Annotated in this window: 12 protein-coding genes and 3 pseudogenes; 10 read left to right on the top strand and 5 right to left on the bottom strand. The window is 67.2% G+C overall.

Annotation, left to right across the window (positions count from 1 at the left end):
• The first annotated feature begins 481 nt into the window (after positions 1–481).
• Both AB0F17_RS50475 and AB0F17_RS50470 read left to right on the top strand, forming a co-directional pair.
• Complete coding sequence (locus AB0F17_RS50475) at positions 482–1,360, top strand: DUF1963 domain-containing protein (RefSeq protein WP_358039193.1); 879 nt, start codon at positions 482–484, stop codon at positions 1,358–1,360.
• A gap of 88 nt (positions 1,361–1,448) precedes the next feature.
• Positions 1,449–1,706, top strand: a complete 258-nt coding sequence (locus AB0F17_RS50470) for a hypothetical protein (RefSeq protein WP_358039190.1) — start codon at positions 1,449–1,451, stop codon at positions 1,704–1,706.
• A gap of 95 nt (positions 1,707–1,801) precedes the next feature.
• Here AB0F17_RS50470 and AB0F17_RS50465 read toward each other — a convergent pair whose 3' ends face one another.
• Positions 1,802–2,605 carry a DUF1963 domain-containing protein gene (locus tag AB0F17_RS50465; protein ID WP_358039187.1) on the bottom strand — a complete coding sequence of 268 codons (804 nt, stop codon included), beginning with the start codon at positions 2,603–2,605 and terminating at the stop codon, positions 1,802–1,804.
• Positions 2,606–2,962: 357 nt separating this feature from the next.
• Positions 2,963–3,208 (bottom strand): annotated as a pseudogene (locus tag AB0F17_RS50460) (ISKra4 family transposase); the annotation flags it as partial.
• Between AB0F17_RS50460 and AB0F17_RS50455 the strand changes: the two are divergent.
• From AB0F17_RS50455 to istB, 5 genes and pseudogenes are all read left to right on the top strand, one after another.
• A pseudogene (locus AB0F17_RS50455) lies at positions 3,205–3,369 on the top strand (DUF664 domain-containing protein); the annotation flags it as partial. The pseudogenes AB0F17_RS50460 and AB0F17_RS50455 overlap by 4 nt on opposite strands.
• A gap of 381 nt (positions 3,370–3,750) precedes the next feature.
• The gene (locus tag AB0F17_RS50450) at positions 3,751–4,278 is read left to right on the top strand and encodes a SigE family RNA polymerase sigma factor (protein ID WP_358039185.1); all 528 of its coding nucleotides are present in this window, start codon (positions 3,751–3,753) and stop codon (positions 4,276–4,278) included.
• Between the two features lies 1 nt (position 4,279).
• Entirely contained in the window at positions 4,280–5,443 is a 1,164-nt protein-coding gene (locus AB0F17_RS50445; protein ID WP_358039182.1) for a hypothetical protein, read from the top strand.
• 175 nt (positions 5,444–5,618) lie between these two features.
• A pseudogene (gene istA, locus AB0F17_RS50440) lies at positions 5,619–7,251 on the top strand (IS21 family transposase).
• Positions 7,248–8,063, top strand: coding sequence for an IS21-like element helper ATPase IstB (istB, locus tag AB0F17_RS50435; protein ID WP_358039180.1), 816 nt, complete (start codon positions 7,248–7,250; stop codon positions 8,061–8,063). Before istA ends, istB begins: the two are co-directional and overlap by 4 nt.
• Positions 8,064–8,361: 298 nt before the next feature.
• On the opposite strand, the gene AB0F17_RS50430 is transcribed toward istB, so the two are convergent.
• Both AB0F17_RS50430 and AB0F17_RS50425 read right to left on the bottom strand, forming a co-directional pair.
• The gene (locus tag AB0F17_RS50430) at positions 8,362–9,153 is read right to left on the bottom strand and encodes a carbon-nitrogen hydrolase family protein (protein WP_358039177.1); all 792 of its coding nucleotides are present in this window, start codon (positions 9,151–9,153) and stop codon (positions 8,362–8,364) included.
• Positions 9,154–9,554: 401 nt separating this feature from the next.
• On the bottom strand, positions 9,555–10,235 hold the full coding sequence (locus AB0F17_RS50425) for a class I SAM-dependent methyltransferase (RefSeq protein ID WP_358039174.1): 681 nt from the start codon (positions 10,233–10,235) through the stop codon (positions 9,555–9,557).
• A gap of 61 nt (positions 10,236–10,296) precedes the next feature.
• On the opposite strand from AB0F17_RS50425, the gene AB0F17_RS50420 reads away from it, so the two are divergent.
• Together AB0F17_RS50420 and AB0F17_RS50415 are read left to right on the top strand one after the other, a co-directional pair.
• The gene (locus tag AB0F17_RS50420) at positions 10,297–10,935 is read left to right on the top strand and encodes a helix-turn-helix domain-containing protein (RefSeq protein ID WP_358039172.1); all 639 of its coding nucleotides are present in this window, start codon (positions 10,297–10,299) and stop codon (positions 10,933–10,935) included.
• A 120-nt stretch (positions 10,936–11,055) separates the two neighbouring features.
• On the top strand, positions 11,056–12,888 hold the full coding sequence (locus AB0F17_RS50415; RefSeq protein WP_358039169.1) for an amidase: 1,833 nt from the start codon (positions 11,056–11,058) through the stop codon (positions 12,886–12,888).
• Between the two features lie 59 nt (positions 12,889–12,947).
• On the opposite strand, the gene AB0F17_RS50410 is transcribed toward AB0F17_RS50415, so the two are convergent.
• Positions 12,948–13,445 (bottom strand): spore-associated protein A, encoded by a 498-nt coding sequence (locus AB0F17_RS50410; protein ID WP_358039166.1) that lies wholly within the window; start codon positions 13,443–13,445, stop codon positions 12,948–12,950.
• A gap of 478 nt (positions 13,446–13,923) precedes the next feature.
• On the opposite strand from AB0F17_RS50410, the gene AB0F17_RS50405 reads away from it, so the two are divergent.
• The gene (locus AB0F17_RS50405) at positions 13,924–14,142 is read left to right on the top strand and encodes an EF-hand domain-containing protein (RefSeq protein WP_358039163.1); all 219 of its coding nucleotides are present in this window, start codon (positions 13,924–13,926) and stop codon (positions 14,140–14,142) included.
• Positions 14,143–14,149: the final 7 nt, after the last annotated feature.

The following is a 14,149-nucleotide window of genomic DNA, read 5'->3' as shown; positions in this document are numbered from 1 at the left end:
TGCGTTAGGTCTATCTGGCCTCACGACGCTAGATCGTTGACCAACCCCCGTAACGACCATGGCGTGATAGGGGCGTGAACCTTCGCGAAACGCCCAGGAGGCGGCACCCAGGCGCGCCCGATATCGGAGAGCGGAACAGGATCTGCTGTGCCCTGGACTCGAGGCGTCCCGACCTGACCTGCACCAACCACCTAACGCTGGACGGCACGAAGTAGCACGCAGGTGGCACGTAGATCGTGGCAAGCGGCCACGTCCGCCACTCCCCTCCCTCAGCCCGTACGGCAAGACTCCGATGAGCCCGGAATTCCGCGGAAAGGACCCCGACAGTCCCAACGGCGGCTCGCCAGCGCTGTGGACAGACGCGTGCAGGTGGTCGCGAGGCGGGACTCGGGCCAGCGGGGGCCGGGGGCTTGGCCGTCCCCTGATCTGAAACGTTCGGAACTGGTGATCTTCAGGGGCATTGTGCTGCTTTCATGGTCGGGTGAGGTATGAAGAGGTGCTGTCCGGCGTGCGTGAGCTGTGCGTTGAACATCTGGGGGAACACGTGGGGGGCCAGCTGGCGGCGTTGGCGCGGCCCGGGTTCGATCTGAAGCCTGCGGATGAGGATGCCGTGGCGACTGGGTTGTGCCGGTGGGGCGGCCCGGCGCTGCTGGAGCCGGGCACACAGTGGCCTGTGTACGCGGGTGTGCCGCTCAGCCTGTATGCCGTGCTCGATGTCGGCGCGCTCGGCCCATGGCTCGGTGATCAGGTCCCGTCGACCGGGTCCGCGCTGCTCAATTTCTTCTTCTTGGATCCATGGACCGGATCCAGGGAGGTTCCGAAAGATGCCGGCAGCTTCAGCTATGACGATCCGCGGGTATGCCGGGTCGTGCCTGCTGACCCGCAACGCGCGGTCGAGGTCCCGGCACCGGATCCGGCCCCGAGGTTCGACCCGGTTCGGATGCACGCCAACCCTGCCGTCACTTTGCCCTCGATGTCGTCCTACGACTGCGATCCGGTGCTCAGCACCCTCGACTACGGAGATGAGATCGAGCCGTCATCGCTCTACCGCGTGGATCCCGGCTGGCTGGTGGTCGACAAGTTCGGCGAGGATGCCTGGCCGCGGTACTGCGTGGACGAGCAAGGCATCGAGTGGGGTGGCATCAGCAATCAGGCGTTCGGCTGGCCGCCGATCCGCAGCTACGGCGTTGACCTGTTGCAGGAGCTGTCGCAGGAGGAGCCTTATGCTCACCTGCTCACTCTCGCCGGCACCGACATGTGGGAGTGGGGCGACGGAGGCATTCTGCGGTTTGTCGCCCCGGCGAAAGCACTCCGAGCAGGCGACATGAGCCAGGTACGAGCCAACCCCGACGGCTGGTAGAACCGCGATCTCGGGTGGATGCGGCTCTGCTGGAGGGAGCGGTCCCTCCAGCCTGGGACTGGGGGGCATGTGTGGGAGAAGTCATGATTTGGCGAGGAACTTCGGCGGGGTTGCGGTCGTCATGTCCAACATGAGGGATGAGGCGCAGAACGATCGGTTCCGGCATCTGCCGGAGCGGCCAGACCCGGCAACGTGGCGGTCCGGTGTGGATGAGGGGCCGTTGCCGCAGGTAATTGCCGAGCCAGCGGAGGTGGGGGACACCGGCCTGCGCTGGGTGGCGCCCGAGCTCGAAGCGGCACAGCAGATCAGCGACGCGATCGTACGGCGTCGCGGTTCTCGTGACTGAACGGAACATGTGGACGGCTCCCCCCGCAGAGTCCAACCCTGCTCGTCGGGATCCTCGATGGGTGTAGCTCCTCTTCAAGGACCGACGGTGGTGAATCAGTGCAGGCCGTCTTGTTCACATACCGCGTTGGTGAACTTGCCGGTTTGGAGCGCGCTCGGGGGGACCATCACACGCTCGAACCCGTTGTCGTTCCACAGGTTGCCCGAGAGTGTGAGGAGGTGTTCGTATCCCTCTGCCCTCATTCCGAGCCAGCTGTCGATGTGCGGCCAACCGAACGCCTGGCTGTCTCCGGGTACGAATCCCTGTCGGTCCCGGCAGTAGTAGTGCCACTCCTCACGGAGCGGTCCCTGCACGAACCGTTCGGTTGAGGGCTCCCAGTGGTCTTCGTCGTAGCCGGGTTCGGCGCGGTAGTCGAATGTTTCCAGGACCGGGTCGCATGTGCCGTATTCGCCCGAAACTGAGGGCAGAGTAATGATCGGTGCCGCATGCAGCCCGACCATGGTGAGGACCTCCCCTTGCGGTGGTGCCGGCGTCTCCACTGCATGCGCCGGGTCTGCGCAGATGATCGTGCATTCGTCGATGTCACGTCGGAGGGCTCTGAAGACGTTGACCAGGCCAAGCCGGGCGGACAGTCGGCTGCCGAGCCATGGGGCCAGTTCGTCGGTGTCCAGCACGGCGAACAGGCTGAGCGGGGCTCCGTCCGTCTGCGGCCACGGCGTTCCCGGCTCCACAAGCGCTGGGCCCCCTGCGCGGGACCGGCCGGTCGGTGGCGTGTCTGGGCCGGCGGGCTTGAGCACGAACCCCGGCTGGGCAAGAGCGGCCATCTGTTGGCCGAGCCGCTCACCCAACAGCTCGATACGCAGTTCGCGAACTTCGGCCAAGGCGCTCTGTTGGTCCATGGGCCGCATTTCAGCAGACGAACACGACAGATTTCTCGACCTCTCCTGATCTTTGAGTGATACCCGCGTGCGGCAGGTACGTCAGCGCCCACTTCGCCACGCATCTGGAGGCGAAGGGAAGACCCTGACAGCCACGGCAACGGCGCGCACCGTTCCAGCGCCATCAAGGGCGTAGGACACCGGGGTGATCAAGCGGTAAGGGCATATCCGTCCTGGTAGCGGGTCTGGTGGACACGATCGTGTTGTCGTGTGAGGTGGTAGCGCCAGTAGGGGTCGAGGTGATCGTTGGCGGTCAGCGCGCGGAGTTTCAACACCGCCTCGGCGCCAGCGAGGCCCCACCTGACGCCTGCGAGGTCCAACGGTGGCCATCCGTTTGCGGACCGGTTTCTCCCCCGACGCCAGCCGTGTCCGGAAGGTCGCCCTGGCTCGGGCGGCGGCCTTGGCGGTCGCGGGCCGCAGCGCTTCGGGGCGCATCGCGATGCCCTTGCCGTCCACGCTGAGTGCCAGCACCGTGGACGACGTGTCTCGGACCGCCAGCTTGGCCAGCCCGGCCGAGTGCCGCCCCGTCGCCAACGACAGCACCGCGTCCGCCGGATAATCGTTTCGTCGACGCGGCCCAGGACCTCGAACTCACCGGGAATGAACCCGGAGAAGGACCCGTGTCACTGCGCTGGGTACTGATGCACACGGTGGAGGAGTACGCGCGGCACAACGGCCACGCGGACTTGCTTCGGGAACAGATCGACGGAGCAGTAGGGCTCTGACCGCGCCGCCGCCTGCCGCGCCCCCACGATGCCGTTCGTACGGCGAGCTGTGGAACATGAGGGTCCCCGCCTGAACGTTGCATGGGCCTGCCGCCCTGTCCGGCTGGCTCACCTCGTTGAGGCCGATCGCGATGATCGCGATGATCGCGCGAAAAATTCTGCGCCAGGTCGCAAAGATTGCCCCACCCTGACGCGTCCTTATGCCAACAAAACACGAGAGACGTGCATCTGTCTGATTGCTGGCCAAGTGCACGCTTTGTCATTGTTTGCCAAGAAGAGCGGAGTTCTGGCGGCCGTGAAACCACCAAACATGATCACCATGCCGCTCGTCGTCACCGGGCTGGTGACGGCGGTCACCCAGTTGCGCGGCGAGGTTTCCCGGTGATCGGGGATCCTGCGGGCCGGCGCGCGTTCGACGAGTTCGTGGCGGCACGCTCGCCCGCGTTCATCCGCCTTGCCTATCTGCTGACGGCCGGGGACCAGCACGCGGCCGAGGACCTGCTGCAGACCAGCCTGGCCAAGACAGCGCTCAAATGGCACAAGATCGACGATCCGGAGGCATACCTCCGGCAGGTGATGTATCGCCAGCAGATCTCGTGGTGGCGGCGCAGACGGGAGTACGCCGTCGCGGATCTCCCCGAGCGGCCGGGCGCGGACACGACGCACGATGTCGAGCTCAAGATCCTGATCCAGGACGCGCTCGGAAAGTTGACCTCCAAGCAGCGAGCCGTGCTCGTGCTCCGCTACTTCGAAGACCTGTCGGAGTCGACCGTGGCCGCCACACTCGGCTGCAGCATCGGCACGGTACGCAGCACCGCTCACCGGGCCCTGGCCCGGCTCCTGCAGCTGTGCCCCGAGCTCCACGACCTGTACGTCCATTCCACGTTCACCGCCCGGAAGGAACCTTGATATGAGCACTGACGAGCTGGTGAAAGATGTCCTCGCCGCGGTGGCCGACGATGCCAGGCTGCCGGCCGGCGTGGCGCAGGCCGCGTGGCGGCAGCGCACGCGCATGCGGATCAGGCGGGCGACCGCCACCGCGGCCACGCTGGCCGCCGCCGTCATCGTTGGCGTGATCACGGTGCCCTCCCTCGTCCCTCGCGACGACCCCCAAGTCGCCACCAGCCGGATCGAGGGTGGCATCGCAGCCGATCTCCGCGACCCCACACCGGTGCAACGCGTCGCCGCCGGCCACGTCACGCTCACCGCGTACGCCGTCTGCGAGCCGAGTTGCTCCTGGTACCTCCTCACGCACGCAGGCACGGGCGGCTACACACATGCGCGATGGGGATGGGTCGACGTGGCGCCCTCGGGCCGGACGGCCGCAGTGCTGGACGAGACGCTGCCCGCCCGCCGGATCGGCCTGGTGGACACCACCGTCGCCAGCCTGCGACGCTGGATCGACCTCGGCCGTGCGGTGGCGGGAAGCGTCGTCTGGTCGCCGGACGGAAAGCGGCTCCTGGTGACCACGTACGACCACATCCCCGGCCTGCTCGCCGATCCCGCAGGAAAACCGGACGCACGACAGGTCAGGACCGGTTTCGCCATCGTGGACGTGAAGAGCGGCAAGGCCACCTTCCACAATCTGCCCGGCGACCCGGCCTCCGCCGGCCTGCGCGATGATCTCTTGTGGAGTCGCGACGGCTCGCTGATCTGGGAGAACACCGGCGCCCGGCAGAAACCCCGCAAGTATTACGACCTCACCGGGCGCCCTCGCCCCGGCCCCGCCCACGAGTCCGCGAGCGACCAGCCCGCCGGGCTTTCCCCCGACGGCCGACGCCTGGCCATGGGCGGCAGGAGCGGCTCGGCCCCCTTCGTCGTGGACGTCGATTCCGGCGGCACCACTCTCCTGAAGCCATCGGGTGATCACGTCATCTTGCAGTCGCTGGCCTGGGCCGACGACACGCACTTGATCGCCTGGGCCCAGGACCGCGCGACCGTGGACAGCAGCAAGTCCCGCTACCGCCTGGTGCTGGTCGACGTGACGGGCAAGCAGAAGGTCACGCCACTCACCGGCTGGACCGGCACCCTCAGCCGTCCGAACTGGATGCCCGTACTCACCACCGAACCGTGATTCGCGGTGGCGACGATGCATAGGCGTCTGGCTTTGTAGGTGAGAGTTGAGGCCAGATGTTGGTGGGTTCTGACTCCAGTGCTGTCGGCGACAGTTGATGTCGGTGAGTTTTGACTCCACTGGGGGCCTTTCGGTGGGAGTATCGGGGTGCATCAGCTAGCCCTGGGTGGCTCAAGTGCCCCTTTCGAAGGTCGCGTTGTACGCGGCGATACGCCATGACGCTCGGGTCGAAGGGCTGTCCAGCAGCTTTGGCCGCCAAGTACGGGGTGGGCCGCAGGACGCTGGCGCTAGCGCTGGAGTCGGTGTGGCCGGTGCCGCGCAAGCAGCTTCCGCCGCGGATCTCGCGCCTGGATCCGTTCAAGGCGACGATCGACGAGATCCTGCGGGAGGACCTGGACGCGCCGCGCAAGCAGCGGCACACCGTCAAGCGGGTCTTCGACCGGCTGATCGACGAGCACGACGCCTGGGGCGTGACCTACTCGATGGTCCGCGCCTACATCGCCGTGCGGCGTCCGGAGATCCGGGTGGAGGAGGGCCGGGGGCCGCCGCAGGCGTTCGTGCCGCAGACCCACCGCCCCGGTGACGAGGCGGAGGTCGACTTCGGGGACGTGTGGATCCACCTGGACGGCGTGTCCACCAAGGTGTTCCTGTTCTCGCTGCGGCTGTCGTTCAGCGGGAAGGCCGTGCACAAGATCTTCGCTTCGTGCGGGCAGGAAGCGTTCCTGGAAGGCCATGTCCACGCGCTGGAGGTGCTGGGCGGCGTGCCGCGCGGCAAGGTCCGCTACGACAACTTGCGCGCCGCGGTCAGCCAGGTTTTGGGCCGCACCCGGGGACGGGTGGAAAGTGACCGCTGGACGGCGTTCCGGTCGCATTTCTCGATCAACAGTTTCTACTGCAATCCCGGCATCGAGGGCGCCCATGAGAAGGGTGGCGTCGAGGGGCAGATCGGCTGGTTCCGCAGGAACCACCTGGTCCCGGTGCCGAAGGTCGCCTCGCTGGCGGAGCTGAACGCGATGGTGGAGCGCTGGGATGCGGAGGACGACGCCCGCCGGATCATGCAGCGGGCGCTGACCGTCGGTGAGATGTTCGCCGTCGAGCGCCCGCTGCTGGTGGCGCTGCCGGAGGAGGAGTTCGAGACCGGGCTGGTGTCCTCGCTGCGGGTGGACCGCTACAGCCAGGTCAGCGTGCGCACCAACCACTACTCGGTGCCGGTGCGGTTGATCGGCCGGATGGTGCGGGTCGTGCTGCACGCCTCCGAGCTCGTTGTCTACGACGCGCACAAGGAAGTCGCCCGGCACGAGCGGCTGATCGCCAAGGGCGGCTCCCGGCTGGAGCTGGACCACTACCTGGAGGCGCTGGTCCGCAAGCCCGGCGCGCTGCCGGGGGCGACCGCGCTGGACCAGGCGCGGTCGGCGGGCAAGTTCACCCCGGTCCACGACGCCTGGTGGCAGGCGGCCTGCACCGCCCACGGCGACGCGGAGGGCACCCGGGCGCTCATCTCCGTCCTGCTGCTGCACCGGCACATGGTCCACGAGCACGTGGTGGCCGGGATCGCGACCGCGCTGCGGGCCGGCGCGCTGACCGCCGACGCGGTCGCCCTGGAGGCCCGCAAGTGGGGCGAGGCCGACCAGGACACCCCGCGCCGCCGGGTGGACGGCAGGGCGACGGTGACCTCGCTGACCGAGCGGCGCCTGGCCGCGCTGCCGCCCGATCCCAGGCCGCTGCCGTCGGTGGCCGTCTACGACCAGCTGCTGCGATTCCGCCGGCGTCCCGCCGACGGCCAGGCATACCAGGAAGAGGCACCGTGACCTCCAAGCGCAACCGCGGACTGACCGAACAGGCCGCCGACACCGCCGTGGACCAGGCGTGCCGGATGCTCCGGCTGCCCACCATCCGCTCCCAGTACCCCGAGCTGGCCGAAGCCGCCGGCCGCGACCAGATGACGTATCGCGGGTTCCTGGCCGAACTGCTGCTGTCCGAATGCGACGACCGGGCACGGCGCCGCTCGGAGCGCCGGATCAAGGCGGCCGGTTTTCCACGCGAGAAGTCGATCCGGCAGTTCGACTTCGACGCCAACCCGGTTATCGACGCGGCTGCCATCCACACCCTCGCCAAGTGCGACTGGGTCAAGAAGGGCTTGCCGCTGTGTCTGATCGGCGACAGCGGAACCGGCAAGTCGCACCTGCTTATCGCGCTGGGCACCGAGGCGGCGATGCACGAGTACCGGGTGAAGTACGTGCTGGCCACCAAGCTCGTCAACGAGCTGGTGGAGGCGGCCGACGAGAAACTGCTGGCCAAGACCATCGCCCGCTACGGCCGCGTCGATCTTTTGTGCATTGATGAACTCGGCTATATGGAGCTTGATCGTCGCGGGGCGGAGCTGCTGTTCCAGGTATTGACGGAGCGTGAGGAAAAGAATTCTGTGGCGATCGCCTCCAATGAATCCTTCGGAGGCTGGACCAAAACCTTCACGGATCCAAGGCTCTGCGCGGCCATAGTGGACCGATTGACGTTCGGCGGCAACATCATCGAAACCGGCACCGACTCCTACCGGCTGGCCGCCACCCGCGCCCGCGCCGAACAGCAGGCCGCCCGGGCCGCCGCGGTCGCCGCGGGCTGACGAAGACGGCGCGGGCTGACGAAGACGGCGCCGTCCTACGGGCCGGGCACGTCGGCGTCCTTTTGCCCGGCCGGCGAGGCGTTGACGCGCACGCCCGGGTGCTCACGAGTGCCTCTGATCAGGGACGTCTCGGCGCTTTGTAGGTCGTTTCCCATGAGGTGTGTGATCGTTCCCCGTCAGGCTGGGTCAGCTGCCTCGGAGGCCCCCTTCATCGAGGTGTCCGTATCTGTGGGCCGTGCGGCACTGACCCCAGTCAAACGGCAAGGTCGAACGACTCAACCGAACCCTGCTCGACAACTCAAGAACAAGTTTTCAGGCGTTGCGCGAGCAGTGGCGTGGCTTCGGCGGGATCGATGTCGCAGACCAACAGCCCGGGCCTTCCGTAAGGCTGATGGCTAAGCAGCATGCCGTCCGGCCGCACTACGGCGGATGTCGTGGGCGATCCCGGGCTCGCGCAGTTGACGGCGGCGACGTAGCAATTGTTCTCGGCGGCGCGACATAGAAATGCCTTCTCGTGGAAGGAGTTTCTCGGGTCGGCGAATTCAGTTGGCTGAAACGCGCCGGGCTCTGCTTCGTTATAGTGCGGGTGGAACACTAACTGGGCGCCGTTGCAAACGGCCCAGCGTACCGTCTCCGGATAGCGAAAGCCCTCGTGGCAAATCACGATGCCGAAGCGGAAGCCGTCGACTTCGAATATCCGGCGATCGCTGCCCGCCTCGTATGTGGAATCTTCTGCTGGGTCGAGCTGCACCTTGTCCTGATAACCCGCTCGATCGCCGTCGGGTCGAAGTACGAGCGTGGTCAGACGTGGCTTGTCGGAAACGTACCGCTCCGTACCGAGCACCACGTAGATGTGGCTCTCCCGCGCGGCCTGGGCGATGCGCTCGTGCGCAGCTTCCAAGAAGTTGGCGCTCACGGCCTTACGCGATTGCGGCGGCCATGGGTAGCCCGGCACGTACGCTTCCGGGAAGCACACGATATGCGCGTCGGCAGCAGCAGCGGCTCTGACCGCGCGCTCGGCTCGCACCACGGAGTCTTCTGGATTCTCGGGAATTTCGAGGTTGGCGAGCGCGATGCGAAGTCTTGTCATGCGACTAATTGTGCTGCACAGCCCGGACACCCGAGGGGCGATCCGGCTGCACTGCCCAGCGGCCGGGCCGTCGCCTTCGGTGAATTGTTCGCGCCGCGACCGGCTCCGCCCCACCACACCACGCCGCTCCGGACCACCGCCCGCTGTGATCAACCTCGCCGACAGCCGCACATGCGCCCCGCACCTCAGCCGACCCCGCTGATTTCGTCCCATGGCTTGTCCAAAGCATCATCTGCGGACGGGATGCGCTCGCGAGTCCCAGAGTTCAGAAACAGGCTCTGCCCCGGCACGGGCTCAATCCGTCGCAGCGGGCCCGCCAGGTGGAGTCATTTCTCACCTACAAAATCGGGTCCCCCAGGCACTGGGTGGAGTCAGAACTGACCTACAGGTGGCGTCAACCGTCACCTACGAAGCCAGGCGTCGCGGCGCAGCGTGAACCAGAAGGTCGGCACCGAGTTGGTGCCCGGTGTGACGTCGAGTAGTTCCCAGCCTGGGAACCTGGCGCGGAGCTCGTCGGCTGTGACGCCCGCCGCCCACGACGTGACCTCTGGGATCGGATTGCCGAGCGGCTCGGGGCCGTACCCGAACATCAGCAACCGTGCTCCGGGAGCAGCGCGGTGGGTGAGCCCGGCGGCGTAGGCGTCGCGGCGGTGCAGCGGGACCCCGCAGTAGCAGCTCAGGTCGAAGAACAGGTCGAAGGGGCCCGGTACGTCCAGCTCGTCGAGGCGGGTGGCGTCTCCGTGCAGCAGCCGTACTGCCACTCCCGCCGCCGCAGCCTTCTCCCTGGCCTGGTCGACAGCGCGGTCGATCAGGTCGACGGCCGCCACCTCCCAGCCGTGCCGTGCGAGGTGGATGGCGTTGGTCCCCGTGCCGCAGCCGAGTTCGAGGGCGCGGCCGGGCGGCAGCGCGCCGTGCCCCTCTACCAGGGCGACCAGCTCGGGCGGCGTCACGCCGGTGTCCCACGGTGGCTTGCCGGTGCGGTAGTAGCCCTCCAGTGCGCGGTGTACGGACTCTTCCTCCGGGTCTCGCTGCGTTGAGGCCAGGTCCGGTTTCGGCTTCTGGGTGGCGTTGGGCTGGTCCATCGTCTCCTCCAAGAATCTAGAGTTGAACTCTAGTGACAGACTCTAGAGATATACTCGCAATATGGACAAAGTCAAACGGCCAGACAAGCGAGCCGAGCGCTCACGCCGCACCCGTGAAAAGGTCGTCGAGGCGGCTCGCGAGCTGTTCGTCGCACAGGGTTACGGGGCGACGAGCCTGCAGGAGGTCGCGGACCGGGCGGGCGTGGCCGTCCAGACGGTCTACTTCGTCTTCCGCAACAAGCGCACGCTGTTCAAGGATGTCGTCGACACGTCCATCGCCGGGGACACCGAGCCGGTCGCCACCATGGATCGTGAGTGGTTTCGCGCCGCGTGCGCCGAGCCCACCGCAGCCGGGCAATTGCGCGCGCACGTCCACGGCACTCGCGAGATCCTGGGCCGGGTCGCCCCGATCATGCCGCTGATCGCGGCTGCCGCGGCCACCGACCCCGAGATCGCCGCGCAGTGGCCGGACGGCCCCGACCCGCGTTACACCGTGCAGTACGCAGCGGCCGAAGCCCTGGCCGGCAAGCCCGACACCCGTCCCGGCCTCTCCATCGAGATGGCGGCGGACCTGCTGTTCGGCCTGCTCAGTCCGCAGCTCTACCTGATCTTCGTCCGCGACCGCGGCTGGTCACCGGACACGTGGGAAGAGTGGGCCCGCACCACCTTGACCTCCCAACTCTGCGCCGACCCCGGCTAAGCGGACGGACGTCACGATCGTCCTCCAGCCGCAAATAACACGTCGATCGTTCTCGCCAACCGGGTCGCCTGGGCCCCCGCCGAGTTCACGCACTACCACCGCGCCCACGGCGACACCGATATGCGGATCGTCATTCTCGCGCCATCCCTCGCCCGGCTCATACCAGACCATCCCGCCGTGTTCCTGGCCTCCGGCCTCGCCCGCGAGGTCCTGCTCACCCTGACCGGTCCCGCAACTACGACGACGCCGCGCCTGACTACAGCCGCTCCGCGCGCACGCGCCTCCTTCGAGTCCTCGTCGATGAACTCCGCGAAGCACACGAACAGTCACCGCACCTGCCGGAGCCACGGGACGACCGACTGCAAGGAATTGCCCGGATGCTCTACGAGAAGCCGGCAGACAACGCCTCGCCGGCCGAACTCGGAAGACGATCGGACCCAGCACCCGTTGTGCGAAGCGGCATTTTATGGCCTCTTTCAGCGGCCGGTACGGTCCGGATTCATGGAGTGGAATTTTCAGACGGCCGAAAAACTCGTAGCTGCCTTGCGTGCCGGTGAAGTGACCTCGGCGGAACTGACCGACGAGGCGATCGCCCGTATCGAGCGGGACGACAAGGCGATCAACGCGATCTGTGTGCCGGACTTCGACCGTGCGCGGGCCGCCGCGCGCGGTGCCGACCAGGCGCGCGCCCGCGGCGAGGACCGGCCACTGCTCGGCATTCCGGTGACGGTCAAAGAGTCCTACAACATCGCCGGGCTGCCCACGACCTGGGGCATGCCGCCGCAGGCGAACTTTATGCCGGCCGAGGACGCGGTCCAGGTGTCGCGGCTGAAGGCTGCGGGCGCGGTGGTGCTCGGTAAGACCAATGTGCCGGTGGGGCTGCAAGATATCCAGAGCTTCAACGAGATCTACGGCACCACCAACAACCCGTGGGATCACGATCGCACGCCGGGTGGGTCCTCGGGCGGATCAGCGGCGGCACTGGCGTCCGGGTTCGGCGCGCTGTCCATCGGCTCCGACCTCGCCGGTTCGTTGCGCACCCCCGCGCATTTCTGCGGTGTCTACGCGCACAAGCCGACGCTCGGGCTGGCGGCGACCCGCGGCATGGTCGCGCCGCCGGCGCCGCCGTTGCCGGTCGACCTCGATCTGGCCGTCGTCGGTCCGATGGCGCGCACCGCCCGCGACCTCACGCTCCTGCTCGACGTCATGGCCGGACCGGACCCGCTGACGCACGGTATGGCGTACGACGTGACACTGCCGCCCGCGCGCCACGAGCGGCTCTGCGACTTCCGAGTCCTGGTGCTCGAGGAGCATCCGCTCATTCCGATCGGGTCCGCCGTGCGGGCGGGCGTGAACCGGGTGGCCGACGCGCTTGTCGACGGCGGCGCCCGCGTCGAACGGCACAGTCCGCTGCTGCCCGATCTGACCGAAGCCGCGACGCTCTACATGCAGTTGCTGATTTCGGGCTCCGTTGCGCGTTTTCCCATCGAATCGTACGAGCAGCTGCGGACCCGCGCCGCCGGACTGAGCGCGGACGACCAGCGTCTTGACGCCGTGCGGCTGCGCGCCATGGTGTTCAGCCACCGCGACTGGATGGAGGCGAACAACCGTCGCGAACTCCACCGCCACGGCTGGCGGCAGCTGTTCGCCGAGTTCGACGCCGTGGTGTGCCCGATCACGCCGACGCCCGCGTTCCCGCACGACCACAACCCCAATCCGTTGGAACGGCGCATCGACATCGACGGCGTCGAGTACCCGTACTTCGACCAGCTCGTCTGGGCCGGTCTGGCCACTATGCCCGGCCTGCCCGCCACCGCCATCCCAGCGGGCCGGTCCCCCGAGGGTCTGCCGGTGGGAGTGCAGCTCATCGGTCCGATGTTCGAGGACCGGACCCCATTACGGCTGGCCGAACTGCTCGAGCAGAAGATCGGCGGCTTCCAGATACCGAAGTAGGGCGTACTACCGGGTGTCCGTCGAGAACGAGGTACGGATCACGACGAGCAGACCGCGGATCAGCCGCAGTGCACGTTCCACACGTAGCGCTCAGTTCCCCCCATGTAGCCGGCAAGGTCGATGCACGTGTCCTTGGCTGAGATGTAAACCGGACCCGCGTAGTACTTGAAATACCCGTTGTTCGAGACCCATCCGCCGCTGCCCCCCGCACGGCGGATGGCCACGTCCTTGTAGGTGGACTTTCCGTAGTAGTCGGAGCCGACCCCGTAGGCGAGGGCGCAGTTCTTCCCGTTGCCCGAGTTGTAGTAGAGCTCGAGGGAACCTATCTTCGGACCGCTCTGTGGGATGGCGTAGACGTCGATGCGGCTGTAGCCGGCTCCACATGGGCCGGCCGCGCTCGCCGGCGACGGGCTGATCAGGAAGCAGGTGGAGGCCAGCGCCACACTGGCCAAGGTGACGACACTGCTGCGCGTGCGCATGAAGTTAGATGCTCCCGATTCGTCATATTCGCAGTCCCGGATCGCGTGGAATGCGAGCTGTTCAAGGCGGAAGATCATAATCAACTCCAGGGAACGCCTAACTTTCGGCCGTGTTTCTGGATGCCTAACTGCGTGCGAACGCCCGCCCCCTCAACCCCGGCAGTGCGTCACGCCCACGGGCGTCGCCCCGGTCGCCGGCATCGTGATCCGCTGCGTCAAACGTCCAGGGGTATTTGGTCGGCTGAGGCGGAGGCGGCGGTGGAACCAGCGGGAACGTGCCTGGTGGCGGCGTCGCCAGGCCAGCCAGCGTGCGGCGTGCCACATGTGCACCGCGTGGGTCTCGATATCGGTGCGTGCCAGACACGCGCGGGCGATGAAGTCAGCGGGGTCCCGCAATGAGGCGGTGGCGGTTGGCTCGAAGTTCTTGCCGTTGCGGATCCAGGATCGGCGCCGCGACCGGCGCTTTCCGACCCGTCGTCCCTCTCGTGGGGACAAGCTTGTGCTTCGATGTTGCTTTGCCCGTACATCGCATGAATCGCACGATGAGAGGTCACCCATGCCGGATCTTGACGACCCGACCGCCACGTTCCAGGAGTTCGACCGCGACGGGGACGGATACATCACACGCGAGGAGTTTGCACTCGCTATGAACGCGCACGGCGAGGAGGTCACCGCCGCCGAGCTCGACTCGATCTTCACGGTCTCGGACCAGCACGATGGGGACGTGGACGGGCGCATCTCGTTGGCGGAGTTCCTGGTGGCCTGGAACAAGTGACGGCTCG

It is taken from the genome of Nonomuraea sp. NPDC026600 (genome assembly GCF_040638335.1).
Taxonomy (GTDB): Bacteria; Actinomycetota; Actinomycetes; order Streptosporangiales; family Streptosporangiaceae; genus Nonomuraea.
Note: the sequence above shows the minus strand (reverse complement) of the source record. Positions and strands in the feature narration are given on the sequence as shown.